Raw genomic sequence first — 24688 nt, forward strand, 5'->3', positions numbered from 1 at the left:
GTCGAATGGCGCGGGCGATGGCGACGATGCGGGCGCGGCTTTCTCGGCCACGGGCGCGGGCGCCTCGGCGGCGGCCTGGGGCGCGGGCTCGGCGGGTGTCGGCGCGGCGGCGGGCGTGGCAGGAACGGCGGGCGCGGGCTTGGCGGCGTCAGGCGCGCGCGGACTCAGCTGCGAGGCCGGCACGATGACGGTGTGGTCGTTGTCGACGGGGATGTCGGCGGGCTTGCGGCCGGCGCGCATCGAGAAGGTGTCGGGGAACGTGGGGTCGATGAAGCTGACCTCGCGCTCGTGCTGCACGGTCTCGGGGCCGTCGTCGTGGTCGGGTTCGGGCGCGGCGGGCGGCGTGGCGCGGTTGGCCGCGGTGATCGGCGGCATCTTGTCCAGCGGCGCGGCGCCGGAGGGCAACGGCGCGGGGACGATGCGTGTCGCGTCCGGATCGAGCGTCGGATCGTCGGCGTCGGCCGGTGCGTTGCCCGGCTTGGCCGAGCGGGGATTACCTTCTGATCGTGACATCGAACGCCTCGCCGCGGCGAGGATCGCCGCCAAGCCCGAATGGTCCGTGTCACGGGGATCGGGGGCAATGAACGAAAGTCATCCGGGGGATGCGCTAGGCGACACGGGCCCGGGCGCCGGCGGTGCCGGCGCCGTCGCGCTCAATCGTCCGGATCGGTCTGCAGCCAGCGCTGCGGCTCGAGGAAACGCCGCAGCCAGGCACCCATCAGGTCCTCGTCCGCGAGGCCGCCGAACATCGGCGCGCAACTCGTCAGCAAGGCCGGCGCCAGCGCCTGCGCGACCTGCACCAACGGTGCCAATGAATCGTCGGCATGGATGTCGCCGCGCGTCGGCGCCGCGCCGGCGGCCAGCATCGTCACGCCGCGCCCCCGGTGATGGAACAGCTCCGGCCCGGCCAGCGCGGCCAGCGCCGCGGGATCGAGCCCCCGGTCGGTGGCGAAGGCGTCGCCGATCAGCGTGAGCCAGTTGACGCCCGGCATGCCGCGCAGCGCCTCCCACTGCAGCGCCGAGGTCTCCAGGATCTGGATCGCCCAGCAGCGCCGCGCCAGCGCCACGATGGACCGCGCCGCCGCGTGCGGCGAGCCGCCGGCCACGTCGAAGCACCAGCCGCCGGTGCCCCACAGCACCGGCACGTGGGAACTGACCCAGCGCGCGATCTCGGCGATCTGGCGGTTGGACGCGTCGTCCGGGAACTCGAAGACCAGGTGGCTCGCGCGTTCCATGCCGAGCGCGAGCGACAGGTCGGCGATCTTCAGCGACATCGCCTGGCGGCCCGCGCCGCCGTCGCCGGCGAACTCGACGCAGGCGGCCGGATCCACGCCGGCGCGCCGCGCCCAGATGCGGCCGGAGCCCTGCGACGGCGGCAGCCGCCACTGGGTGTCGGCGCCGCGGCGGAAGCGGTTCAGGTGCGACGCGAAGGGCTGCTCGCGCAGCAGCTCCCACAGCGCGTTCGGATCCAGGTCCTGCCGGCTCAGCGAGCCGCGCACGAACACCGCCAGCTTCAGACGCACGTCGACCTGGGCGCTCGCCCGGGCGACTTCCATCAGCGTCTGCAAGGCGATGCTCATGACCGTCCCGGCGGGCTCAGAAGGTGTAGCGCCACCACGGCGCCTCGGCGTTGCGCGGGTCCAGCTCGATGAACTGCGGCCCCGGCGCGGCCGGCTCGGTGAAGAACGCGCGGCCTCGTCCGGCGATCGCCGCCGAGGTCTGGAAGGTCTCCTTGATCATCCGCACGTCGCGGCCGGACAGCTCCGCCACGCCGTTGCCGGTCGCGAACACCACCCGGTCGCCGACCGCGGCGATGTCGACCAGCTGGACGGCATAGCGTCCCAGCTCGGTGAAGCCCTGCGCGTTGCCGTGCAGCAGCCGGCCCTGGTCGCCGGTGGCGCAGATCAGCGTCGTGCCGTCGTCCAGGCAGGCGATGCCGTTGAGCGCGTCGCCGCCGTTGGGACCGCCGGGCACCGGCAGGTTGCGCCAGCCCGCGCCGTCGAAGTGCAGCAGCGTGCCGCGCGCGCCGACCGCGAAGACGTCGTCGCGCCCCTGGCCGCGCACCGCGCGGATGGTCTGGTAGCCGGTGCCGTCGCCGTCGCGGGTCTGCGTCCAGGCCTTGCCGTCCCAGTGGTACAGGTGGCCGCCATGCGTGCCGACATGCACGTCGTCGTCGCCACTGCCCCAGATCGCGGTCACGTTCGGCGCGATGCCTTCGTTGCGCAGCCGCGGCAGCGCCGTGGCCGACCAGGCCGGCCCGGCCAGCGTCTGGTACTCCAGGCCGCCGCCCGGCGCGCCCCAGCCCACCGGCGCCGTGGTGCCGACGCGCCCGTCCGCGCTGCCGACCCACAGGTGGCCCGACGGCGACGCCCACAGCACGCGCAGCGTGTCGTTGGTGGCCAGCAGCTGCGTCGGCAGGTCCTCGGACTCGCGCTCCGCCGGGATGCGATAGACGTTGCCGATCGCGCTGGCGATGTCCTCCGGCGGGTACACGATGGTCATGAAGACGAGGCCGTCCGCCGTCTCCACGACCTGGTTGATTTCCTGCTGCAAGTGGCACTCCTTCAAAGATCGCTAGTGTCGCCAGTTCGAGGGCGGTCGAGGTCCCCCGCCCCGCCGGCGACCGCTGCTGTTTCCGTTGCTTACGGCGCGCCGCCGCCGCGGCCCAGGCCGCGCGCGGCCGCCTTGATCTGCTCCTGGGTGGCGGGCCAGGGATTGCGCAGCGGCGTCTCCGGCTTGATCGGCTTGTCCAGGTTGGCGAAGGACTCCGCCGCCGCCAGCGTGATGCACTCGGCCGCCGCGTCGATGAGCGCGTCCCGGTCCAGGTCGGGCCGGTTGATCGTGCGCGGGGGCCTACCGACGTCCAGCGCCTCCTTGGCGCCCTGCTTGTATTCCTGCAGCCACTCCTTCATCGGGGCGTTGCGGTTGACCAGGTCGTTCTGCTGCGAGAACTTGCGCATCTGGTCGGTCAGGATCTTGTGCTCGAAGCCTTCGGTCTGGCCGTCGCCGGCCATGAAGGTGAGCGCGCCGCCGGTGCTGTAGCCCTCGCAGCCGGGAAACTTGGTTCCGCCGCGGCCCAGGTCATGCATGGCCGAGGTCGGGATCACGTGCTCCGCCTGGTAGCCCGTCTTGGAGCCCACCATCTGCGAGTGCGAGCCGAACTCGATCGGCGGATCGAAGCAGGCCAGGATCTCCGAGCACTTCATGTCGGCGGGAGAGCCGGCGCCGCCGGCCTTCACCACCTTCAACTGGACCATCGCCGCGCTGGTGCCCATGGCCGCTCACATCTGGTTGCCCATGCCCGAACTGCCGGTGTAGACCACCGATTTGCCTTCGAACTTGACGTTGGGGCTGCCGTCGATGATGAACGCCGTCGAGCCCGTCTTGTGGCTGACGACCTCCTTCTGCGACCCGGGCTGGTTGCCGACGCAGTCGTGCACCACCGCGTCGACGTGGAAGGTCGGCTTGCCGCCGATCTTCACGCCGCGGGTGTCGCCGTCGAGCTTGCCCGAGCCCGCCGGCGTCATGATCGGATACGGGATCGGCACGGGACTCGGCGCCGCCGGCGTCAGGCAGACGCTGGGGTTCATGTAGACGATCGCGTGGCCGGTGCTCTCGCCCGCCACCTCGCGGAAATTCGCGTTGACGCTCACGCCGTCTCCTCCTGCAGCGCGGCCTCGCGGCGCCAGGCGCCCGCGGCCGCCGCCGGATCGTGCGCCGCCAGCAGCAGCGCGCCGCGCGCGCCGTCGTCCGAGCCCGCGGCGAGCACCGCCAGCTCGTCGTTGGCCACGCCGTGCGCCCAGTCCTGCAGCACCAGCGCCGCCATCAGCGGCAGCGCCGCCGCGCCGACATCGCCCAGCTCCTTGAGCGGCAGCCGCAGGTCGGTGCCGGGGTCCAGCACGTCGCCGAAGCGCGCGATGACGTTCTGCACCTCGCGCGTCGCATGGCGTTCGTGCGACGCGTCCAGCGCCCACAACGCGCAACGCCGTCCGGCCGCGCGCAACGGCTCGACCGCCGCCTCCAGCGCCTGCGCGAAGCCGTCCGAGCGGCACGGCGCCTCGGAGCCGACCGGCGATGCCTCGCGTCCCAGCCCCAGCCCGGCGACCCAGCCGTCCTCGCGCGCCACCGGCGTCACCATCGCGAAGGCCGCGGCCTCGCCGGGGCGCACGCCATCGATGTTCTCCAGCGTCAGCAGCCGGTCGCGCTGCTGCAGCGCCTCCAGCGTCGGCCAATGCAGCAGGCTGTCGACGCCGCCCCAGATCACGTCGCGCCGCGATTCCGCCAGCTGCAGCGCCCGCGCCATCGCGATCGCGCCGGCGGCGCGGCCGAAGGGGAAGGCCTCGATGTCCGCGCCGGACCAGCCCGGCGGCAGCGCCGCCGCGAGCCGCTGCACGAAATCGCGCCCGGCGACATTGAGCTCGTAGCTCTGCGGTTCCAGCGCGAAGCGCATCGGCAGCCCGATCAGCAGGATCGGCGGCTTGGACGACTTCGCCGGCGCGGCCGCGGCGCGGCGCCGATGGACGCCGTTCAGCGCATGCACCGCCAGCGCCAGCATCCGCTCGCGCGCCGGCAGGTCCGGCGGCAGCGCCGGCGACGCGCAGGCCATCACGCGGCGGCCGTCGGCGTCGATGAAGTCCGACGGGCCGACGCCCGACAGCCCGGCGCGCAGCAGCAGCGCGGTCTCCGCCAGGGTCTCGCCCAGGCAGGTGGCCGCCTCGGCATGGGCCAGGCCGGCGCGCCAGCCGGCGGTTCTCTGGGACACGGTCATTCGACGTACTCCTTGGACTGCACCGTGATCGAGGTGAAACGGCGCCGCATCTTCGACGGGCAGCGGAAGACCGCGCGCCACACCAGCTCCAGCACCAGCGCGTCGCTGTCCACGACGACCGTGTCCAGGTGCGGCCGGCGCGCGTCGGCATGGCCGTCGATCACCGCGTCGATGCGCAGCAGCCGCTTGGGCAGCGCGAAGTCGAGCACCGCCTCGGGGTGCACGCCGGCGATGCGCACCGGCTCGCCGCCCCGCAGCGGCTGGTCGAAGACCAGGCCCGGCGCGGCGCAGTGTTCATGCTCGGCGCGGTAGTCGGCGGGCCGGGCGGGATAGGTGCCGGACATCCAGGCCGCGTCGTGCGTGCCGGCGCTGTCGCGGCGCGGCGCGAAGTGGCGGCCCAGCGGCGCGCAACCGGCCGGCGTGTGGCGGCCGCCGGCGGACGTGATCGGCTCGCCGGGCGTCTCGATCTGCGGCGCGGGCCGGCCGACCAGGGTCTCGGGATGGCGGCACACGCCGCTGCCCACCGGGTTGCGCGCGTCCTCCAGCGGCCGCGAGGGATCGCTGAAGTCCGAGCCCCCATAGGCCCGCGACCAGGCCAGCGGCGTGCGTTCCAGCGGTCCGCTCTCGCCCGGGCCGACGCCGCCGAAGCGGCGTTCCCAGACACGCGGCCCATGCACCTGCAGCAGCTTGATGTGGTCGCGCACGCGGATGCCGACGTCCATGCGCGTCGCCGCCGGGCCGGCCGGCGGCACGGCATGGCCGCTCAGCACGAAGTCGGTGCCGGGCTTGGGCAGGCCGTAGTCGGCCGGCAGGCGCAGGTCCGCGATGTCGGGATCGCCCCAGGGCTCGTCGCCCATGCGGATCTCGCGCGGCGTCTCGGCCGGCCGCAACCCGACGCCGGGCACGATGTCGTAGCTCGCCTTGACCAGCACGATGCGGGCCTCGGCCCCGTCGCGGTCGAGGATCGGCAGCACCTGGGCATGGTGACCGCTGTGGTTGTAGAAGGCCGGCTCGTCCATGGGCGCTCGATCGCTCAATGCGGCGCGGGGACGGCCCGGGTCGCCGCCGAGGCCGGTCCCGCGATGGCGGACGCGCGCTCGCGCGGCGAGGCCAGGGCCTCGGCGATGCGACGCAGCGCGTCGTCCTGCACCGCGACGAAATCGAAGGCGTTGAAGCGCGGCACCGCGCCGCGCGAGGCGGCGACGAGCTCCAGGTACTGGTCCTGCCGTCCCGCGCGCCACCAGCCGGGGCCGCGCAATTGGTCCAGCAGCACGGTGGCGTTCAGCGGCCGGCCGCCGCGCAGGCGACGGTCGGCGGGCGCCTCGGCGGCGACGCGGCGCCACCAGGCGGCCTCGGTGCCGGTGGGCGCCCGGCCCGAGATCGCCGTCAGCGCCTGCGCCGCCAGGCGGCGTTCCTCGTCGCTGCGCAAGGGGTCGTCGTGCAGCGCCAGCAGATCGGGGATCAGGCCCGGCAGGCCGAGCGTGCCGGCGGCGCGCACCGCGTGCCAGCGGCCCGCGTGGCGCAGCATCGCGCGCAGCACCAGCGCGTCGCCCGGATGGCCATGCATCGCCAGCGCCAGCGGCGCGCCGGCCCAGCCGGCATCGCCCGAGGCGATCCGTGCCGCCTCGCCGTGCAGCGCCGGCAGCCGCAAGGCCGCGCCCCACCGCAAGGCCGCGCGCGCGACCGGCTCGGCGGGCGAGCGGGCCGCCGCCAGTAGCAGCGGCTCGCAGCGCGCCGGATCGAACTGGTGCGCCGGGGCGCCCAGCGCGGCCTCGACGACCTGCGCATCGGCGTCGCGCATCGCCGCGGCCCACGCGTCCTCGGACAACTCCCAGCGGTAGGCCAGCACGCGCGCGGCGGCGGCGCGCAGCGCCGGTGTCTCGTGGCGCAGCAGCGGCGCCATCCACTCGGCCAGGTCGGCGCGCGGCGACAGCGACATCGCCTCGATCGCGGCGGCGCCCTCCTCCGGATGCCGGCCCACGGCCGTCGTGAAGACACGCCGCATGGCATCGGTCCAGCGGTCGCCGGCCACGCAGCCCAGCACCAGCAGCGCGGCGAAGACGCGGCCGGGATCCGGCAGGTCGGGGTCGATGGCGAGGTCGGCGATCCGGTCCAGCGCGTCCGCGCCCAGGCCGACGATCGCGTTCAGTTGCGCCAGCAGGCGCCGCTCGGCGTCCTGCGGCGTGCGCCAGTGTTCCTCGGGCTGCGGCGCGCGATAGGCCCGCAGCACCGCGGCCAGGTCCAGGCATTCCTCCGCCGCGCGGCGCCGGAAGCCGGCGGTGCCGCCGCCGTCGAAGGCCGGCGCGCCGTCCTCCGCCGCCGGCCAGCCCGCGCGCCAGCCCGGCTGGGCGGGCACGCGCAGCGACGGCGCGCCGGCGCCGAGCGTGTCCGCGTCCAGCAGCACCGGCCGGTCGATCGCGATCATGGCGACGCCTGTCCCGTTCAGTTCATCTTGATCATCGGCGCCAGCAGCCGCAGCAGCCGGCGGCTGCGCGTGGCGAAGCTGGTGCAGACGATCTCCACGTCGCCGTCGGCGCCCAGGCGCAGCCGGGACTGGCCGTTGCGCAGCACGATGTCGCCGCGGGCCTCGAGCAGCAGCGTCTCGGGCCGCGCGGCCAGGGCCGCCGCGTCGGCGACCGGCTGCGGCGCGGGCGCCTGGCGGCCGATGCGGCCCAGCACCACGCCGCCGCCGGCGCCGTCCTGCCAGACCAGCACCGCGTCGCCGCCGGCGCAGGCGGTGCCGGGCGTGTCGGGCTGCAGCAGCTCGCAGCGCAGCGTCAGGCCGCCGGGAATGGTGACGCGCAGGCGGCCTTCGTCGTCGATGCCGGCGACTTCGCCGCGGCACAGCGTCTGCGGTTGTCCGATCAGCGGAGCGAGATCGAAGGGATGGGACATCGCGGCTCCTTCAGCGGTTCTCAGCGTGGTCAGCTGTTCTGATTGATGTTGGGCGAGCCCTTGAGGTTGAGGTCGCCCCCCGCCTTCACGTTGATCTTGCCGGTGCCCTGGATCGTGATGCTGGCGCCCTTGAGCGTGATGTCGCCGCTGCTCTTGAGGATCAGCTGCGCGGCGCCGCACTTGAGCACCAGTTCGGAGGCGGCCTCGATGCCGCCCTTGGCCTTGGTGTTGACGCTGTAGTCGCCGCCGGACTGGAAGCTCATCGTCGAGCCGGCCTGGGCCGAGTAGCTGGCGCCGGCCTTGTGGCTCATCTTGGCGCCGGACTGGTGGCTCATGTTGGTGCCGGCGGAGACCGACTTGCTGACGCCGACCTGTTCCGAGCTGAGCCCGCCGACGGCCACGATCTTGGCGCCGCCGACTTCCTGCATCAGCGCCGCGCCGACGGCGTGGTTCATCGCCGCGCCGACGGTCAGCGCGTAGGCCGCGCCGATGGTCTCTGTCTTGACCAGCGAGACGCTGATCGTCTGCGTGCTGCCGAAGCTCTGCGTGTCGGCCGAGCCGACGGTCAGCGTGCGCGTGGCGCCGATGCTCTCGACCTGGTTGGCGCCGATGGTCAGCGTCTCGTCGACGCCGACGGTCTTGCTGCGGTTGGAACCGACGGTCATCGTCTGGTTCGAGCCGATGGTGATCGACTGGTCCACGCCGACCGACTGCGTCTGGTTGTTGCCGACCGTCTCCGAGTCGTCGACGTCGACGGTGTCGGTGCGGTTGTTGTGGATGGTGGAGGACTGGTCGTGCTCGATCGTCGTGGCCATGTCGTACTGGCCGTGGATCGTGATCATTTCCTTGCCGGCGGTGTCGTCCATCGACAGCTCGTTGTAGCCGGCGCCCTTGTGGGTCTTGGACTTGATGCCGCTGATGACGGCGGCGGCGGGCAGGCCGTAGGGCGGCATCTGCTCGGCGTTGTAGACGCGGCCGGTGATCAGCGGCTGGTCCGGGTCGCCCTCGACGAAGTCGACGACGACTTCCTGGCCGATGCGCGGGATGGACACGCCGCCCCAGCCCTTGCCGGCCCAGGGCTGCGAGACGCGGATCCAGCAGGAGCTGGTCTCGTTGCGCTGGCCGCGGCGGTCCCAGTGGAATTGCACCTTCACCCGGCCGTACTTGTCGGTGAAGATCTCCTCGCCCGACGGGCCGGTGACGATGGCGGTCTGCGGTCCCGGGGCCATCGGCTTGGGCGTGCGGCGCTCGGGGCGGAACTGCTGGTCGGCCGGGATGGCGCTGAAGCGGCAGCGCAGCTCGGACTCGCCGGAGGCCGATTCGGTCGAGGCCTGGCGCAGCTGCACGGTTGTGCCGGTGACCAGGTACTTGGCGTTCTGGTCGTCGCGCGGGTGGCGCTCCAGCGACAGCAGGTGGCCGGTGCACACGCCCTGCGCGTTGGTGTCGCCGTCGTACCGGGCGTAGGCGGACTGGATCTCGTCGAGCCGGTCCTCGGCGTACTGGCTGCCGTCGGCGGACTGCAGGTAGCCGCCCGGGTAGTCGAACACCTCGCCGTCGGACAGGTCGTAGTCGCGGGCGCGGTCCTGCTGCGTCTGCAGCGAGGTGGAGGGGCGCTCGAAGTCGAAGTCGGTGATGACGACCTTGCCGGGCTTGAGGCTCTCCTGCATGACCCAGGCGTCGACGTACTCGAGCTCGGGCGGCGCGTTGCCGGCGCCGCCGTAGAACGGCAGCGACTCGCAGCCCGGGGCGCAGTCGTGGGCGGAGGCGGCGTCGGTCAGCACCAGCGTGTGGCCGCCCTCGTCATGGGTGAAGTACCAGTAGATGCCCTCGTTCTCGAGCAGCCGGGCGACGAAGTTGAAGTCGGTCTCGCGGTACTGGACGCAGTAGGTCCAGGGCCGGTAGGCGCGCATGAGCTTGAACTCGTGGCGCGCGACCGGGTGGTCGTCGAAGACCGCCTTGACGATGTCCGGGACGGTCATCTCCTGGAAGATGCGGCAGTCCGCGGTGCGGGTGAGCAGCCAGAGCCAGGGGCGCAGCGTCATCTGGTAGACGGTGTGCTTGCCCTCGAAGCCGGTCTGCGCGAAGCGCGTGACGTAGCCCGAGAGGTGGCGCGGGCCGTCGTCGCGCAGGGCCATGGTGAGCGTGGCGGACTTGCCGAGCAGCTCGGACGCGCGGACGTCCTTGCGTTCGCTGAGCAGCGTCAGCGTGGTCTCGCCGAGCTCGCTCAACGCCTCGCGCGACGAGCAGGCGTGGACGCGCAGGACGTCGTCGGCAAGGGGGGATTTGAGGCGGAAAGGTGCAGCCATGGGCGGACCGTGAAGGCGGACCTGATCGATCGGAGCTTCACGGTAGGCCGGTGCGAGGAGCGCCGGAAGCGACCAAAGTCATTCGCGGCGGGGAGGCTTGTAAAGGGGTGAATCAGCGCGGGGCGGCTGTCACCGGTGTGGGTGACGCGCCAGGGGCCGCGCGGGCGGCTCGGTGCGGCGGGCCGCGTTCGCGCGGTTACAGGCCGGACTGCCGGGGCCGGCCCGAGCCGGCGCGGCCGGCGCGGGGTCAGGGGGCGGCCGGCAGGGAGACGGTGATGGTCAGCACGGCGCCGTCGTCGGCGTAGTCGGCGGTGAGTTCGCGGCCGTCGACCTGCCATTGCTCCCACTCGGTGACGCCGTCGTCCTCCTCGCCGTCGGAGGGCGCGCCGTAGGCGGCGAGCGCGGCGTCGCGGTCCTCGACGGGGCCGGCGGCGAAGGGGGCGTCGCCCTGGTAGGGCTCGACTTCCTCGCTGCCCTCGGGGTAATAGAAGAGCGCGCTGAGCACGTGGGTGCCAGGGCCCAGCGGCTCGCCGTGGTCGACGGCGTGCGCCTCGCGGGGGGAGAAGGCCATCACGACGCCGACATCCTTGAGCAGCACGAAGCCGGCGCGGATCTCCTTCTTGCGCTTCTGCGAGAGCTCGGTCGGGGCCGGCGTGCCGGCGGGGGGCGCGTGCGCGAGCAAGGCGGCGATCAGCGGCGGATCGACCTCGGTGAGGCCCAGCAGCTGGTGGAGTTCGGGCAGCGGGAGGATGGGAGCGGTGGTCATGGGGTGGGACGATACCCCGGCCGGAGGGATTCCGGCACCTCGGCCCAATACGGATCCTGCGACGGCACGGCGGCCAGGCAGCGGGCGTACTCCGTGGGCAGGTCGAAGGTCATGGGCAGGCGCAGCAGGCTCTTGGGCGAGCGCATGAAGGCGGCGAGCCGGACGGCCTCGGTCAGTGCCGCCGCGGGAATCGCCGCCAGGAGCTCGCCGACTTCGAGCGGCCGCAGCGGACAGGCCGGCGCCAGCATCAGCAGGTAGGTCGCCTCGGTGCGCAGCGGCTTGGGGAGCTTGCGAAGGGCGTTGACGTCCTGCCAGACGACGTCGCGCCATTGCTCCGGGGTCTGCGGTTGGGACAGCTCGGCGGGCGGGACGCAGCGCGCGAGGCCGTCGCGGACGGCGGACAGGCCCAGCACGGAGTTGCCGAGCAGCTTCTTCAGCGCCTTGGGCAGGCGTTCGTCGTCCTCGGGGTCGCGCTGTTCGAGCAGGTCGATGACCGGGAGCTTGCCGGAGGGGAACCCTTGCGCCGGGCCGCCGAGACCGACGAAGTGGTCGTCGCGGATCAGGGCCTTCGCGCGCAGGCCGCCGCGCAGATGCAGTTCGCCGTCGTTGTAGTGCGCGTAGACGACCTCCTCCACCGACAGCTCGCCGTCGATGCGGATGTAGGCGCCGCCGCAACTGGCCTGGCGCGCGGTGACGCCGCCGCGGACGATCAGCGCGACGCCGGCATCGGGGTCGGCGTTGATGAGGGCGCCGGTGAGGTGGAGGGATCCGGTGATGAGCAGCCCGGCGAGCGAGGCAGGCACCGAGGGGTTGCCCTGCCAATGCTTCCAATCGAGCACGAGGTCGCCCTCGATGCGGAGGTCGCCGGCGTGGACCAGGAAGGTCGCGGTGTCGGGGATGTGATCGGGGATGGGGTGATCGCGGCGCAGGTCGCTGGCCGACGCGGGGGTGAAGGAGGATGGCGTCATTGGTCGATGGATCGTTGCCTGGAGGCTCTGGGTCGCCAGTTCACGTTCGATCGACAGGCGGCTCGCCATCGAACAGGCGTTGCCAGGTCTTTCCGTCGTACATCGACGCGCCATGCATGCCGGCGATCAACAGCCGCTGCCCATCTGGCGCCACGTCCAGTCGATGCGCATGCATGGCCGTCGCCACGGGCATTGGATCTCTCTTCGCTCGATGGGCGGCGACCATCGCGCCATCCTCGAGCACGAAGCATCCGGCCGAGTCGTTCGCGCAGTACAAGCGTCCCTTGAACCAGGCGGCGTCCTGGTACGGCATCGCGTTGTCGGCCTCGACGATGAGCTCCCACGCCAGGTCGCGCCCGCGCCAGACCGAGCCGCGAAGATCGGTGACGTAGACCGTCCCGTCAGGCGTCACCGAGACCGTGTTCAGACGCTGGCTGCCGGGAAATGGCAATCGGGACCAACGGCCTTCCTGGCGGCGCCACACCGCGCCGCGGTCGCCGACGGCGTACATGTCCTCCACGGACAGGCCGGCCAGGTCGCGGAAGGAGGAATCGCCAATCGCGGCGAGCGCGACCTCGCGATCGGCACTGCCGATATCGACGGGCAGAGGAATGTCGGCGTGTTCCTTCCACTGCTGCGCGCCGACCCGCTCGAACAGGCGCAGGGGGCCGCCGACGGCAAACACGGTCGTCCCGACGCGCGCGGTCTTCAGAACGGCGGCGCCGAAGTCGCTGTAGGCCTCGGGATGAAGCTTGCGGACCTCGAAGGGAATGTCATCCTCCCGGCCCTTGTAGACCTTGGGCTTGTACGCATAGACCTCCAGCCCGATGCCCACGCCGACGAACCCGGCGTCCTGGGGCGCCCAGGCGCTGCACAGTTGCGCGCCCACGCCCAACCCGTTGGCGGACATCGAGAAGAACCGGGTCTCCATCGGATTGGCCAGCTTGATCGCCAGGATGCGGATCTGGAAGCCCTCCTCCATCGGCCGGTCCTCCGTTTCCTCATACAGGAGGAAGCCAAGCCGGCCGTCCTCGAACCCGATCGTGCAGTCGCGGATGAAGTAGCCGGACATGAAGCGATGCCATGCATCGCGGTCGAAGATCGCGGAGTCGTCCGCAGTCACCAGGGTCTTCATTGACCCTTCAACCCCTGGCCCAGTCCGCGGCGGCAAATTCCGACCAGAGCAATGGCAAGTCGACCCACTCGCCTTGATGCGGATCGAGCAGTCGGGTGTCCTCCATCACGAGCGGCTGGAGCTTGACGCGGTCGGCCGGGGCTGCATCGAGGGTGATGTCCTGAATGATCGCCGCTTGGATGCACACGCCTTGCCGCCATCGCAGGAGCAGCGGCAGGTCCGGGGGAATGAAGCCATTCAGGAACTCGGCGTGATCCTCCAGGTCCAGCCACATGGACAGCACGTGGTCGGGCATCCCGACAGCCAGCGCATCGAAGGCCGGCTTCAGCCGCCGGCACTTGTCGCACCAGCTTTCGGCGCCCAACACCACCAGCAGCTCGGCACCGGGCGCGCCCAACCGTCGAGCCAGCGCGGCGGCATCGCGCCAAGGATCCATCTTGCTCATGTCGTTTGCGGCGCCAGGCCCATGCGGACCAGTTGTTCGGCTTGCACCTTGGGGCTGGCGCGCAGGTTGAGCGCGTAGGCCGGGTGCAGTTGTGCCAACGCATTCGCCGCCACGAAGCGCAAGGCCTGCGGTTGATCGGCCGCCGGATCCAGCAGTGCGCGCAAGCCGTGCGCCTGCACGGGCTGGCCCATCAGCAGCCGCTCGCCGGCAGCCAGTGCGATGCGATTGGCCGGATGCGCGGCCACCGCCGCGGGCTCGGGCAACGGCAAGCCGTGGTCCGAGTCCTGTTGAGCCTCGCTGAGCGGCGCATCGAGGTCGGGAGGCGGGTCCGGCAAGGTCAGGCCTGCGGCCAAAGGGTCGACGCCGGTCAGGCAACGCCAGACCCAGAGCGCCCATCGCGCAGAGTCGGGCTGCCGCATGGCACGCAGCACGAACGCCAGGTGCCGCGGATCGCCGTGATGCAGCACGAAGCTCAAGGCCAGCCGCGGCGGCAATTGCGCGAGAAGCTGCGGCACGCCGGGATGCCCCAGCGGCGCGATCCACGCAAGATGACGCAGCCAGCGCGCCAGGCGGCGGCGGGCCTGCAGACGGTTCCAGCCGGTGGCCGTCTCCAGATGCTGAAGCTGTTCGACCACACAGCGCCACAGAAGGCCTGCCGCCTGGGCGACCGCGTCGACGCCGCGCTCGCTCGCGGGCACCAGACGAGCCCACGCCAGCATGCTCTCCGCGCGAACGACGAGGTCGTCGTCATCGCGCAACGCATGCAGCGCGCTCAGCGACTCCTTCTGCGCGGCGCGGCAGGCGGCGGCGCGCACGAAGGCGCTTTCGTGCCGCGCCTGCTGCGTCCAGTCAGGGACCGGCAGCCGGTTCAGGGCATGGGCGCGCAGCGCGGCCACACGGGGCACCGAGCCGCCCTGCAAGGCTTGAAGCAACCAGGGTTCGGCCTGCTCGGGTGCCAGGCGTGAGAGCGCGGACACGGCGCCGCGCAACAGCAGGTCTGGCGCCTGCGCGATGACCGTGAACACGGCCTGCACGGCCTTCGCCTGCTCGGGACCAGGGGGCAGCGCGAAGGCGGCGTGCAACGCGGCGAAGGCCTCGCCCGGCTTGCGCCAGCGCTGCACCGCGGACAACGCCAGCGGCACGGCCGCCGGCGCGGAGGCCCTCAAGCCATCGAGGTGGGCCTGCAGCAGCCCCGAGAAGTGCTGCGCGCGACGAGCGCCGAGTCCCGTGTGGCTCTCGCACGCGTCGATCTGCAGCCAATAGAAGCTGCCGTCCTCGACATGCCGCCTGACGATGGCCGGCACGTGGAAGCCGTCGCCCTCCCCCCGCTCGCCCAGCGTCATTTCTTGGTCCGCGGCTTGCTGAGCTCTTGCTGCATGGCGCCCGCGCTGAAGATCCTGGTCCACTTGCCGTCGCGCAGGAACGCCGCGCCGCCGTAGCCGGCCAGCAGCAGCACGCCATCGCCCACCGAGAGGTTGCCGGCGCAGTTGCCGATGTAATCGGGCAGCTCGGCGCTTTGGAGCTTGTCGTTGTGGATCTGCCAGACGCCGTAATCGGACGTCGCCCAGACCCGGTCCTCGTACCAGACCAGATCCTTGAAGGGCAGCGACATCGACCCTTCATGAATGCGTTGCCAGCGCTGGCCCCGGCCCTTGAAGATCGTGCCCTGCGCACCGCTGATGTAGACCTGCCCGTCGCCGGCACAGACCACGCTCTCCAGGTGGATGTTGCTGGGGAAGTCGAGCTGCCGCCAGGCCTTGCCGTCGAAGTGCCAGACATTGCCCGCGTTGCCCACGCAGTAGATGTCCGACTCGCTGAACCCGTCGATGTCGTCGAAGGAATTGCTTTCCTCGGGCGGGTCCGGGATCTGGTCGTTGAAGTGCAGCCAGTCGTTCTTGCCCAGCCGCTTGCCCACGCCCCGGTTGCCCATGCAGAAGTACAGCCAGCCGTCGATGGTGCGCATCTTGTGGACGCCGCCTCGGCGCGGCCCCTTCTCCAGGCGCCAGGACTTGAGGTTGTCCTCGATCCCCGCCTCGCCGCTGCCCATGGCGTAGACCTCGCCTTCCAGGGTCATCACGACGCATTGCTCCTTCGGGAACCTGCTCAGGCCGATCTGCGCCAGATCGAATCCCGTCAGCTTCATGTTCGAGAACATCTTGTCGCCCGGCTTCTCCAGCATCACGGGATACACGCGCTTCTGGATCTGGTCCTCGGCCGGCGGCGGCATCGATTCCGGATCCCACTTCTCCGTCGGCCAGCTGGTGTAGTCCTCGCGCCCCAGCAGATACAGGATCTCCCGACTCCGCACGACGCAATCGACAATATTGAAACCATCGATATTGGCCTTGAAGGCCTCCGGGGTCATCAAGCTTTTCATTCAAATACCTCAACCAATATCGCCATCACCGTCGGCACCCTTCTCAGGCTTCGGATCGCTACTGCTGCCGGCCAAAGCCTTGAGTTTACCGCAGTTCTGATAATACGCATCCAGCTGCGCCTTCAGGCATTCCTGATTGCAATGATGCGTCACATGCTCGACAGCTTCCAGGGACTTATTGCGCATGTCCGTGTAGGGAATATCCATTCCCTTCTTGTCCCGCCAACCCTGCATTGACTTCGAAAGCTTGCCATGCGCGGTACCGTGCGTGCCGTAAGTATTGTCCTGCCCTTCCAGACAGATGGTCGGCGCACTGCCGTAGCTATAGTCCTTCTGTACCGGAACACCCGCGTTGTTTTTCTCCTTGCGATTGCACTTGGAGCCCTCCACCGCCGTGTTCGGAATGATGTGGTGCCCCGTCTGCCCAGGACAGCATCCATTGCCCTTGCGGACGTTCAGCTTGCTGTTCGCGTCATACGGCACCAGCATGCACTTGCGCGCCTTGGTGCAGGGGTCCATCGCCGCGGCGATGCTCAACGCTTCGGCCATCATCGCGTCGCGATTGCCCAGCGCGTTCATCAACGCATCCTTGCGCTCCGAGAGAAGGAACTTCATGTCGTCCAGCAGCTCAAGGGTGGCCGGATTGCGAATCTTGCTCGCGATTTCACCGGCCATATCCATGTAGCTGTTGATCGAATATCCCCCCTTGGCTGCCTGACCCAGCCCCTGCACCACTTTTCCCTTGCCCGTCGGGATCAAGGCAAACAAGAGGTCCTTCCCCAACTTGTTCTTGGCCATGTCCATCACCGTGTCAGGCCCAAGCTCCTGCATGGCCTGCGAGACGAACTGCTTGTAACCGGACTCCGCGATCTTCCCCGGATTCTTCAGGTAATAGCTTGCCGTCGTTTCCAGGTTATCCATGCGCTTCTGGAACTCGGCATATTCCTTCGGGAAATCCTTCTTGCCATTGAATTGCGGCTTGACCCACAACCCATCGCAATGGTCATCCATCCATTCATTGGTGGACGGAGAGCCCTTTTTGTAGGCGTAGATCTTCTGGCCGACCTCGTCGACGCTGCTCAACGCATTCTTGATGACGCGACGCAGGCCTGACTGGCGCTTCTTTTCTTCCTTCTTCTTTTCTTCAGGCTTCTTGGCGCATTTGTTCTTGACGTCGGTGCGATCGTTGAAGCACGCCGGCGCGGTATTGAACGTATCGAGATAAACCGTGGTGGGCGTATTGGCCATGGTGCTCCGGCCTTACGCGCAGTTGTGCCAGGTCGGGTCGACGTTGCGGCAGACGTTCAGTCCCTCCACCTTCACGTCCGCGGACCAGTCGACGAAATAGGCCTTGCCCTTGATGACGCCGGTGGCCACGCCCTTCTGGAAGGCCGAGGTCGCCGGCTCGTTCCCGGTGCTCTTTTCCAGATAGGACTTGTCCTTCAAGGCCAGCGGCGTGCCGCAGATGAAGACGGTGGACGACCCGTTGGCCAGGTTCTTCGCGAACGCGGTATTGGTGTACGGAATCACCACCGGCCCCGCGGCCGGCGCCGGCGGGCTCCAGCAGGGATCGGGACCGGCCACGGCCTTGCCATCGGCGGCCTTGGAGCAGATCTCGTTGTCGTTGGCGTAGACATGCGTTTCCATGATTCAGCTCGCTTGGACCGAGGCCCCTTGGATGACCACGGCGACGCGCCCGCCATGGGCGTCGGCCAGGTGGACAAAACCGGCACCGGCCGGCGCGTGTCCGACCGCTGCCGCCTGCCAGAGATACGCCAGCATCGCCGGCCCCGTGGCAGCCCCGACATCGCCGAGCAGGTCCGCCACGGTGATCAGCCGCGCGGGCCCCTCGGTACCGAAGAACACCCGCGTCAGCGCATTGGCGGCCTCCCGGGCGAAGAAGGCCTCGCCGTTCTGGTCGCTGACCCGGAAGCGCAGCGCCGCAGGCGTCACGCCGGCGCGCTGGAAGGCCATCCGCAAGGCCTGGCTGAGCCCAAACGCCCGGCTGGGCACGCTGCCGTCGGGACGCCCGTCCTCCTGGCCCTGCCCCCACCCGTGCAGCGCGAGTCCTGGCGCCGGCTCGTCGCCGGCAGCCAGCAGCAGGCAGGCCGCCGCCTCGCCCGGGATGAAGCCGTCCGGACGACCTGGCACCAGCAGGCGCTCAGCGTTCAACAGCGCGTCGATGTTGGCGGCGTGAAGGTGGGAATCGACGCTGCACAACAGCACGTGGTCGATCGGGTGGGTGGCATCGGACAACCAGCGGGTCGCGAGTTCCAATGCGGCGGCCAGGCCTGACTTGCCCTGGGCGATCACGGCCGTCGGTCCCTCGACCTTCAGCGACGCCGTCTCCATCGCCACGGCCAGCGCCTGCTCGAAACGACGCTGGTCGGCCAGCGGGCGCTCCTGCTCGGCCAGCACCGCGACCAGCGCCGTGCGACGCGGATCGAGATCAGGCGCCTGCCTCAGGCAATCGCGAATGGCCAGGTCCATCCAGCGCGCATTGCGCGGCGCGCCCCAGACATCGTCGTCAGGCAGCCGCGCGACCCGCACGGCATGACCGCCCGGTGCCCGGAAATAGCTCTCGGAGAAGGCATCGACCTGGGCGCGGAGGGCGCATTCGACCGCCTCCAGCCGATAGCCCAGCGAGCAGCACAGGCCCGCCGACACCACGCGCAGCGCGGCCCTGGAATCCGACGCCGTCACAGGGCCTCCTCGATGGGCGCGGGTTCGCCGGCCTCGTTGCAGCTGAAGCAGCCGGCGTTCGGGCCGGTCTGTTGCATCCAGGCCAGGCTGGAACGCGGCGCCACCAGCACCGCCTTGATTTCCCGGATGTGGCGACGAATCGGCACGCTGGCGCGCCAGACGACGCTGAAGCGTCCGTGCTCGAGCTCGAGGAACACGGTGTCCGCCGCGACGTCCAGTTCCTGGAGCGCGTCGTTGTCGCGTTGAATGCGCACGCCGAGGTCGGACAGCCGCGGCATCGCGAACCGCACGTCCGGCCGCCCGGGGAGCAGATGACTCAGGCGCACCGGCTCGCCCCCCCGGGGGTACGGCATCTGCTGATCGACGGGAGCGACCTGGTGGAACTGCTCGTCGAAATCCAGCGGCAGCAGCGGAAACACGTCCCGCTGCCAGTCTTCGTCATAGGTGCCGGCATGCTGGCGCCGTGGCAGCCAATGCCGTCCGATCGCGCTCAGCGCCTGCGGCGCGACGGGGTCGCCCGGTTGGCGCACCGGCTGCTGCGGATGTTCCAGTTGATGGGCCGGCTGCAGATGCATCTGCTCGACGGTCCGTTGGCCGGCGAAGCCCGCGCCGGCCGGGTTGTGCAGGTGCGCCTCGCACAGCCGATCCTGGCCTTGCGCGTACCAGCGCGACCCGCCGAAGGCGAATCCGAAATGAAGCGGCACGCGCGTGAAGGGCTCGGGCTCGCTCAGCTTGAACTCGGGCTTGTCCTGCGCGACGCGCTGCCACCGACGTGCCCCGTCCACGCGCAGCTGCTTGCGCAGCGGCCCGAGCTCGAATCCCGCCAGCAGCTCGGTGACCGGCCGGCCATCCGCGCTGTACGCGCAGGCATCGAGGATCACGTCGCAGCGCGGCTTGAACCGCACCATGTCGGACCCGTAGCGCATCGCGCTCTCGCCGGGTTCGCCGTAGTACTCGTCGGTCACGACCAGGGGTTGAGGGGGCAACGGCCGGGGTCGCTGGCCGGCCTCGGGGAGGCTCCAGGTGGACTTCGCCACCACCACCAGATGCTCCCGTCCGGAGACGTCGACGGCCACCGAGATGTCGGCGGCCACCTGCTTGGAGCCGATTTGCAGCTGCATGGTCGCGATCAGTTCACATGCACCGAGCCACCCACGATCCGCTGGGTCGCGCTCGCATGGCTGGTGATGTAGGTCCCGCGCAGCTGGATGCGCCCATCGGCTGTCAGCACGATGCAGGCCTCGCCGCAGCGAAGCTCGAGTTCATCGGCGGCCTCGATCACCTCGCGATGGCCGTCCACCGTGATGACGAGCCCTTCCGGCTCCGGGTCGATGACGGGCGCCTGTTCCCGGATCCCGGCCTCGGCACCCGCTTCCGCGCCCTCCCACAGCAGCCCCAGCACGATCGCCGAGCCGCCCGCGAGGACGCTCAGCGCCACGCCCTGGCCTTCCTGCGCCGCGGTCAGCGGCACCAGGCTGTGCGCCACGCCCACCACGCCCAGGCCCGGCACATGCGCCGCGCCGGCCACGCCTTGCGCGGGCGCCGCCCGCAGCGTGCCGATCACGACCTGCCCGGGTGCCGGCATCGCCGCCGCCTGGGAGCCCTGGCCCAGCAGCGCCTGGAAAGGCGACGCGTCCTGCGCGGCCGGTTCGGCGCCGGGCGCCGGCAAGTCGACTCGCTCCACGTCAGTTCTCCAGGATCTTCTTGCCCTTGACGGTCACCTCGCCGTCGGCCTTGAAGGTCTGCTCGCCGGTGGTGCCCACGCTCAGCGTGTGGCCGTTGAGGATGATGGTCCCGTCGGCCTTCATCGTCAGGTTGGCCTTGCCCACGGTCAGGTGGATCTCGTCCTTGGCGGTGACGGAGTACACCGCGCCGCTGCTGATCGAGTAGTCCTTGCCGACGATCGTGTTCTTGTACAGGCCGATCTGCGCCGTCTGGAACGCGCCGACCGTCGTGTTCATCATCGCGCCCACCGAGGTCTGGTACCCCAGCCCGATCGTCAACGCCTTGGCCAGCCCGATCGTCTCGGCCTTGGCCATCGCGATCGTCTCGGTCTTGTTGCCGCCGATCGTCACCGAGCGGTTCGACCCGATGCTGATCGTCTCGTTGATGCCGACGTCCTCGGTGCGGTTCATGCCGATCGAGATCGTCTCGTCCAGGTCCACCCGCTCCTTGCGGTTCTGGTGCACCGTGATCGTCTCGTCCAGATCCACCGTCTCCGTCCGGTTCCCCTTCACGAACACCGTCTCATGCCGGTCGATCGTCTTGGTCCGGTCGCGGCCGACCCAGTGCGTCTCGTCGTTCTCGACCTCGATGTCCTGGTTCTTCTCCGCGTGGATCCACAGCTGCTCCGCGCCCTGCTTGTCCTCGAAGCGGATCGCGTTGGCATTGCCGTAGCTGCCGCCCTTGGTCGAGCGCGTCAGGAAGCCGCTCTGCGTCGCGTTGGCCGGCAGGTCCCACGGCGGCAGGTTCTCGCCGTTGTAGGTGCGGCCCATGATGATCGGCGCATCGGGATCGCCCTCGATGAAGCCGACGATCACCTCCTGGCCGATGCGCGGGATGTGGATGCCGCCGAAGTTCGAGCCCGCCCACGGATGCGCCACGCTCACCCAGCACGAGCTGCGCTCGTCGCGCTTGCCGCGCCGGTCCCAGTGGAACTGCACCTTCACCCGGCCGAACTTGTCGGTGTGGATCTCCTCGCCCGCCGGCCCGGTCACGATCGCCGTCTGCGGACCCGGCACCAGCGGCTTGGGCGTGCGCCGCGCCGGCCGGAACTGCTGCGCCGACGGGATGCAGGTGAAGCTGCAGCGCAGCCCCGCCTCGCCCGAGCCCGACTCGTTGGCCGCCTGCTGCAGGCTCATCACCGTGCCGGTGACCAGGTACTCGTCGTTCTCCAGGTCGCGCGGATGACGCGTCAGCGACAGCAGATGGCCCGTCTGGACCCCCTGCGCGTTGGTCGTGCCGTCGAAGCTCTCGAACGCGGTCTGCAGTTCGTCGAGCCGGTCCTCCACGTACTGCGAGCCGTCGCCCGACTGGATGTAGCCGCCCGGGTAGTCGAAGATCTCGCCGTCGGACAGGTCGTAGTCCCGCTCCTGGCTCTGCGTGGTCTCCAGCGCCGTCGACGGCCGCTGGAAGTCGTAGTCGGTGATGACGACCTTGCCGGGCTTGACGCACTGCGCGCTGTTCCAGCTCTGCACGTACTCCAGCTGCGGCGCGGCCTGCGCGCCCGAGCCGTAGAACGGCAGCGACTCGCAGCCCGGCCGCGCGTCGTGCCCGCTGGCCGAGTCGCACAGGATGACCTTGTGGCCGCTCTCGTCGTGCTCGACGTACCAGTAGATGCCCTCGTGCTCCAGCAGCCGGGCGATGAAGTTGAAATCGGTCTCACGGTACTGGACGCAGTAGTTCCAGGTGCGATACGGGCGCAGCAGCTTGAATTCGTAGCGGGCGACCGGATGGTCCTCGAAGACCTGCTTGACGATGTCCGGGACCGACATCTCCTGGAAGATCCGGCAGTCCGAGGTGCGCGTCAGCAGCCACAGCCAGGGCTTGATCTGCATCTCGTAGACGCAGTGCTTGCCTTCGAAGCCGCGTTGCGCGAAGCGCGTCACGTAGCCGCTGATGTAGCGCGGCGCGTCGTCGCGCAGCGCCACCGTCAGCGTGGCCGGCTTGCCCAGCAGGTCGTATCCCTGGATGTCCCGGCGCTCGCTCAACAGCGTCAGCGTGGTGTCTCCGGCGTCGCTCAGGCCCTCGCGCGACACGCACGAATGCACGCGCAAGGTCTCGTCAGGCAACGCGGTCTTGAGGCGGAACGGTGAGGCCATAGTTCTTGCTGCTTCTCCCTGCCGCGCACAGTAGAGGGCGCCTATCGCGCGCAAAAGAGGCGAAAGTCACTTTGGGCGACATGCGGCCGGGAATCCCCCGCCGCCGCGGCCCCCGCCACCCTGGCGCGCCGCGTCCCCAAGGTTGCGGATGCCCCCCGGCGCCCCCTGCACTACGCTGCGCCGCACAACGAGAGCCGTGGCCGACACCTCCCTTCGAGCCGCACCGGGTCGACATCACAACCCAGCCATCCGTCACGCGCGTCGGGCCCGCGCGGACGTCCGCCAGGAGGAGTTCCATGGATCTCAAGAATTTCCGCTTTGGAGGCATCCAGAGCAGCAATCACGCGTCCCCCTCGACGACGCACACCCTCGCCCGGAGCCTGCGGGCGACGGAGGACGCGTCCCTCGGCGCGCTCGCGCTGCTGGTCGGGTGCTGGAAGGGCACCGGCTTCAACCAGATCTGGCGGCCGGTCCACGGCGCCGGGGCGCAGGACCGGTTCCTCGAGCTCAACCAGACGACGGAGACGCTCCAGTTCGAGGAAATCCCGGGCGAGATCCCCAACCGCGGCCTGCTCCAGGCCGACATCAACATGCGGGGCCTGCATTACCTGCAGCAGATCAACGACGCGGTCGCGCTGTCGCCGGACGGCCAGCCGGTCGGGCTGCACCTGGAGCCCGGCGTCTGGCTCAGCGTGCCGCTGACCACCAACCCGAACGAACCCGCCACCGTCGCCCGCCTGGCCACGATCCCGCACGGCAGCTCGATCACGCTGCAGGGCACCTCGCAGGTGAGCGTCGGCGGCCCGGAGATCGGCGCGGCCGACATCACGCCCTTCGTCATCGACAAGCCGGGGCAGAAGATCCCCTTCCCCGAGTCGAACCTGGCCACCCCCAGCGCCTTCCGCACCGCGGCCTCCGACATCCCCGCGGTGACGCAGGCGATGGTCGACGACCCCAACACCGCGCTGCGCAACGCGCTGACCGGGCAGAAGATCAGCTCGACGGTGACGATGCAGCTCTCGACCTCGATCGCGCAGGTCGCGCCGCCGTCCTGCGGCGGCGGCACGGCGGACACCGCCTTCCTCGCCGGCACGCCCGCCGCCGGTCCCAACGCGCGCGCCGCGCAGGTGGACGCGGTGTTCTGGATCGAGACGGTCGAGGGGCCCGCCGGCACGCAGCTGCAGCTGCAGTACACGCAGCGCGTGCTGCTGAACTTCAACGGCCTGAGCTGGCCGCACATCTCGGTCGCGACGCTGATCAAGCAGCCCTGACACGGCCCGGGCGGGCCGGGTCCGCCCGCGACCCGCGTCCGCCGCCGCCGTCTTCCCGACGCCTTCCGCACGCCGTCCGGCGCGGCCCGCCCGCCCGCGTGGCCGCGTCCGTCCCCTCCTTCACGAGGAGGTCTCATGACCGACCTGTCCCCCCGCGCCGCGCCGGCGTCGCCGAGCTTCGGCGAACTGCACCGGACGCTGCGCCAGCACCCCGGCGACCGCGCCACCCTGCAACGCCTGGCGCAGATGGCGCTGCAGGTGGAGTTCGCCACCATCCCGGTCTACCTGACCGGCATGTACTCGATCGCCGACACCGCCAGCGCCGCCTACCAGACGCTGCGCTCGGTGGTCATCGAGGAGATGTTCCACCTCAACCTCGCGGCCAACCTGGTGGTGGGCCTGGGCGCGCTGCCGAAGTTCTCCGGCAGCGCCGCGCCGGTCTATCCCGGCCCGATGCCTGGCGCCAATCCCGCGACGACGCCGATGATCGGCTTGTTCCGGGCCTCGCCGGCGGTGTTCTCCAACGTCTACGCCGCGATCGAACGCCCGGCGCCGCCCGACGCCCCAGCGCAGGACGACCACTTCGACACCATCGCGCAGCTCTACCTGGCGCTGCGCGACGGCATCCTGCAAAGCCCCGAGGACCCGTTCCAGCATCCCGGCGGCGAAGGCCGCCAGCGCACCGACATCTACATCGGCGCCTTCGGCGGCGAGACCCGCCCGATCGTCGACCGCGACGCGGCGCTGTTCGCGATCCAGCAGATCGTCCAGCAGGGCGAAGGCGTCATCACGCGCAACGGCCAGCCGATGGACAGCACCGAGCCCTTCGGCGCCTACAACCACTACGGCCGCCGCAGCGACGGCACCTACGGCCCGATCCTGGGCACGCCGCTGGAGCTGAGCCACTTCATCAAGTTCCGCGAGATCTCGCTGTCGCAGTCGCCCTTCCCCGCGACGCTGCCGATGACGTCCAACCCCGACGCGTCGCAGTTCACCAACCCGGAGGCGCAACGCCTGGCCGCGACCTTCGACGAGGCCTACAGCCTGATGCTGCATGCCTTCGAACGGGCCTTCATGGCCGGCGGCGGCGATCCCTACTTCAGCGTCGTGCTCAACCTGATGCACGCGGTGCTGCCGTCGCTGGCGGTGCAGCTGATGAGCACGCCGGCCCATGTCGGCGGCGACAGCAAGGTCGGCCCCAACGCCGCGCCGTGCTGGCGGTACCGCGAGGGC

The 24688-nt window shown here is 70.4% G+C and carries 23 protein-coding genes and 1 pseudogene; 2 read left to right on the forward strand and 22 right to left on the reverse strand.

The window, feature by feature from the left end; translation table 11 throughout:
• The 22 genes and pseudogenes from N5D62_RS26665 to tssI (N5D62_RS26770) form a co-directional block, all read right to left on the reverse strand.
• Positions 1 to 513 (reverse strand): annotated as a pseudogene (locus N5D62_RS26665) (hypothetical protein); the annotation flags it as partial.
• Between the two features lie 140 nt (positions 514 to 653).
• Positions 654 to 1580, reverse strand: coding sequence for a type VI immunity family protein (locus N5D62_RS26670; protein ID WP_279761089.1), 927 nt, complete (start codon positions 1578 to 1580; stop codon positions 654 to 656).
• 16 nt (positions 1581 to 1596) lie between these two features.
• Positions 1597 to 2553 (reverse strand): hypothetical protein, encoded by a 957-nt coding sequence (locus N5D62_RS26675; RefSeq protein WP_279761091.1) that lies wholly within the window; start codon positions 2551 to 2553, stop codon positions 1597 to 1599.
• An 89-nt stretch (positions 2554 to 2642) separates the two neighbouring features.
• Complete coding sequence (locus N5D62_RS26680; protein ID WP_279761093.1) at positions 2643 to 3275, reverse strand: hypothetical protein; 633 nt, start codon at positions 3273 to 3275, stop codon at positions 2643 to 2645.
• Positions 3276 to 3281: 6 nt separating this feature from the next.
• Entirely contained in the window at positions 3282 to 3653 is a 372-nt protein-coding gene (locus N5D62_RS26685; protein WP_279761094.1) for a PAAR-like domain-containing protein, read from the reverse strand.
• Positions 3650 to 4768 (reverse strand): hypothetical protein, encoded by a 1119-nt coding sequence (locus N5D62_RS26690; protein ID WP_279761095.1) that lies wholly within the window; start codon positions 4766 to 4768, stop codon positions 3650 to 3652. Before N5D62_RS26690 ends, N5D62_RS26685 begins: the two co-directional genes overlap by 4 nt.
• Complete coding sequence (locus N5D62_RS26695; RefSeq protein WP_279761097.1) at positions 4765 to 5787, reverse strand: DUF2169 domain-containing protein; 1023 nt, start codon at positions 5785 to 5787, stop codon at positions 4765 to 4767. The genes N5D62_RS26690 and N5D62_RS26695 overlap by 4 nt, the downstream gene beginning before the upstream one ends.
• 14 nt (positions 5788 to 5801) lie before the next feature.
• Positions 5802 to 7193, reverse strand: coding sequence for a hypothetical protein (locus N5D62_RS26700; RefSeq protein WP_279761098.1), 1392 nt, complete (start codon positions 7191 to 7193; stop codon positions 5802 to 5804).
• A gap of 17 nt (positions 7194 to 7210) precedes the next feature.
• Positions 7211 to 7663, reverse strand: coding sequence for a hypothetical protein (locus tag N5D62_RS26705; protein ID WP_279761099.1), 453 nt, complete (start codon positions 7661 to 7663; stop codon positions 7211 to 7213).
• A 29-nt stretch (positions 7664 to 7692) separates the two neighbouring features.
• The gene (gene tssI, locus N5D62_RS26710) at positions 7693 to 9969 is read right to left on the reverse strand and encodes a type VI secretion system tip protein TssI/VgrG (protein WP_279761100.1); all 2277 of its coding nucleotides are present in this window, start codon (positions 9967 to 9969) and stop codon (positions 7693 to 7695) included.
• A gap of 247 nt (positions 9970 to 10216) precedes the next feature.
• Positions 10217 to 10735: a hypothetical protein gene (locus tag N5D62_RS26715; protein WP_279761101.1), complete on the reverse strand. Its 519-nt coding sequence runs from the start codon at positions 10733 to 10735 to the stop codon at positions 10217 to 10219.
• Positions 10732 to 11703, reverse strand: coding sequence for a hypothetical protein (locus N5D62_RS26720; RefSeq protein ID WP_279761102.1), 972 nt, complete (start codon positions 11701 to 11703; stop codon positions 10732 to 10734). The genes N5D62_RS26715 and N5D62_RS26720 overlap by 4 nt, the downstream gene beginning before the upstream one ends.
• A 40-nt stretch (positions 11704 to 11743) precedes the next feature.
• A complete protein-coding gene (locus tag N5D62_RS26725) occupies positions 11744 to 12838 on the reverse strand; it encodes a hypothetical protein (RefSeq protein WP_279761103.1) in 1095 nt (364 codons plus the stop codon).
• A 7-nt stretch (positions 12839 to 12845) separates the two neighbouring features.
• A complete protein-coding gene (locus N5D62_RS26730) occupies positions 12846 to 13283 on the reverse strand; it encodes a hypothetical protein (RefSeq protein WP_279761104.1) in 438 nt (145 codons plus the stop codon).
• Positions 13280 to 14626, reverse strand: a complete 1347-nt coding sequence (locus tag N5D62_RS26735) for a hypothetical protein (protein ID WP_279761105.1) — start codon at positions 14624 to 14626, stop codon at positions 13280 to 13282. The genes N5D62_RS26730 and N5D62_RS26735 overlap by 4 nt, the downstream gene beginning before the upstream one ends.
• Positions 14623 to 15660 (reverse strand): hypothetical protein, encoded by a 1038-nt coding sequence (locus N5D62_RS26740; RefSeq protein ID WP_279761106.1) that lies wholly within the window; start codon positions 15658 to 15660, stop codon positions 14623 to 14625. The genes N5D62_RS26735 and N5D62_RS26740 overlap by 4 nt, the downstream gene beginning before the upstream one ends.
• 9 nt (positions 15661 to 15669) lie before the next feature.
• Positions 15670 to 16908, reverse strand: a complete 1239-nt coding sequence (locus tag N5D62_RS26745) for an HNH/endonuclease VII fold toxin-2 domain-containing protein (protein WP_279761107.1) — start codon at positions 16906 to 16908, stop codon at positions 15670 to 15672.
• Positions 16909 to 16920: 12 nt separating this feature from the next.
• Positions 16921 to 17307, reverse strand: coding sequence for a DUF4150 domain-containing protein (locus N5D62_RS26750; RefSeq protein WP_279761108.1), 387 nt, complete (start codon positions 17305 to 17307; stop codon positions 16921 to 16923).
• 3 nt (positions 17308 to 17310) lie between these two features.
• On the reverse strand, positions 17311 to 18363 hold the full coding sequence (locus N5D62_RS26755) for a hypothetical protein (RefSeq protein ID WP_279761109.1): 1053 nt from the start codon (positions 18361 to 18363) through the stop codon (positions 17311 to 17313).
• Positions 18360 to 19484, reverse strand: a complete 1125-nt coding sequence (locus tag N5D62_RS26760) for a DUF2169 domain-containing protein (protein ID WP_279761110.1) — start codon at positions 19482 to 19484, stop codon at positions 18360 to 18362. The genes N5D62_RS26755 and N5D62_RS26760 overlap by 4 nt, the downstream gene beginning before the upstream one ends.
• Positions 19485 to 19492: 8 nt before the next feature.
• Positions 19493 to 20047 (reverse strand): hypothetical protein, encoded by a 555-nt coding sequence (locus tag N5D62_RS26765; protein ID WP_279761112.1) that lies wholly within the window; start codon positions 20045 to 20047, stop codon positions 19493 to 19495.
• Between the two features lies 1 nt (position 20048).
• Positions 20049 to 22184, reverse strand: a complete 2136-nt coding sequence (gene tssI / locus N5D62_RS26770) for a type VI secretion system tip protein TssI/VgrG (RefSeq protein ID WP_279761113.1) — start codon at positions 22182 to 22184, stop codon at positions 20049 to 20051.
• 296 nt (positions 22185 to 22480) lie between these two features.
• On the opposite strand from tssI (N5D62_RS26770), the gene N5D62_RS26775 reads away from it, so the two are divergent.
• Both N5D62_RS26775 and N5D62_RS26780 read left to right on the forward strand, forming a co-directional pair.
• Positions 22481 to 23455 (forward strand): heme-binding protein, encoded by a 975-nt coding sequence (locus N5D62_RS26775; RefSeq protein ID WP_279761114.1) that lies wholly within the window; start codon positions 22481 to 22483, stop codon positions 23453 to 23455.
• Positions 23456 to 23590: 135 nt separating this feature from the next.
• Positions 23591 to 24688: ferritin-like domain-containing protein (locus N5D62_RS26780; protein ID WP_279761115.1), on the forward strand; the 1098-nt coding region annotated here is incomplete at its 3' end.

The organism is Mitsuaria sp. GD03876, assembly GCF_029840635.1.
Taxonomy (GTDB): domain Bacteria; phylum Pseudomonadota; class Gammaproteobacteria; order Burkholderiales; family Burkholderiaceae_C; genus Roseateles.

What these genes read in the sequence shown, in the direction of transcription:
- N5D62_RS26725 (WP_279761103.1), bottom strand. Translation starts at nt 12,838, where the DNA reads ATGAAGACCCTGGTGACTGCGGACGACTCCGCGATCTTCGACCGCGAT.
- N5D62_RS26690 (WP_279761095.1), bottom strand. Translation starts at nt 4,768, where the DNA reads ATGACCGTGTCCCAGAGAACCGCCGGCTGGCGCGCCGGCCTGGCCCAT.
- N5D62_RS26700 (WP_279761098.1), bottom strand. Translation starts at nt 7,193, where the DNA reads ATGATCGCGATCGACCGGCCGGTGCTGCTGGACGCGGACACGCTCGGC.
- N5D62_RS26705 (WP_279761099.1), bottom strand. Translation starts at nt 7,663, where the DNA reads ATGTCCCATCCCTTCGATCTCGCTCCGCTGATCGGACAACCGCAGACG.
- N5D62_RS26740 (WP_279761106.1), bottom strand. Translation starts at nt 15,660, where the DNA reads ATGAAAAGCTTGATGACCCCGGAGGCCTTCAAGGCCAATATCGATGGT.
- N5D62_RS26745 (WP_279761107.1), bottom strand. Translation starts at nt 16,908, where the DNA reads ATGGCCAATACGCCCACCACGGTTTATCTCGATACGTTCAATACCGCG.
- N5D62_RS26715 (WP_279761101.1), bottom strand. Translation starts at nt 10,735, where the DNA reads ATGACCACCGCTCCCATCCTCCCGCTGCCCGAACTCCACCAGCTGCTG.
- tssI (WP_279761113.1), bottom strand. Translation starts at nt 22,184, where the DNA reads ATGGCCTCACCGTTCCGCCTCAAGACCGCGTTGCCTGACGAGACCTTG.
- N5D62_RS26775 (WP_279761114.1), top strand. Translation starts at nt 22,481, where the DNA reads ATGGATCTCAAGAATTTCCGCTTTGGAGGCATCCAGAGCAGCAATCAC.
- N5D62_RS26720 (WP_279761102.1), bottom strand. Translation starts at nt 11,703, where the DNA reads ATGACGCCATCCTCCTTCACCCCCGCGTCGGCCAGCGACCTGCGCCGC.
- N5D62_RS26695 (WP_279761097.1), bottom strand. Translation starts at nt 5,787, where the DNA reads ATGGACGAGCCGGCCTTCTACAACCACAGCGGTCACCATGCCCAGGTG.
- N5D62_RS26680 (WP_279761093.1), bottom strand. Translation starts at nt 3,275, where the DNA reads ATGGGCACCAGCGCGGCGATGGTCCAGTTGAAGGTGGTGAAGGCCGGC.
- N5D62_RS26760 (WP_279761110.1), bottom strand. Translation starts at nt 19,484, where the DNA reads ATGCAGCTGCAAATCGGCTCCAAGCAGGTGGCCGCCGACATCTCGGTG.
- N5D62_RS26750 (WP_279761108.1), bottom strand. Translation starts at nt 17,307, where the DNA reads ATGGAAACGCATGTCTACGCCAACGACAACGAGATCTGCTCCAAGGCC.
- N5D62_RS26670 (WP_279761089.1), bottom strand. Translation starts at nt 1,580, where the DNA reads ATGAGCATCGCCTTGCAGACGCTGATGGAAGTCGCCCGGGCGAGCGCC.
- N5D62_RS26735 (WP_279761105.1), bottom strand. Translation starts at nt 14,626, where the DNA reads ATGACGCTGGGCGAGCGGGGGGAGGGCGACGGCTTCCACGTGCCGGCC.
- tssI (WP_279761100.1), bottom strand. Translation starts at nt 9,969, where the DNA reads ATGGCTGCACCTTTCCGCCTCAAATCCCCCCTTGCCGACGACGTCCTG.
- N5D62_RS26730 (WP_279761104.1), bottom strand. Translation starts at nt 13,283, where the DNA reads ATGAGCAAGATGGATCCTTGGCGCGATGCCGCCGCGCTGGCTCGACGG.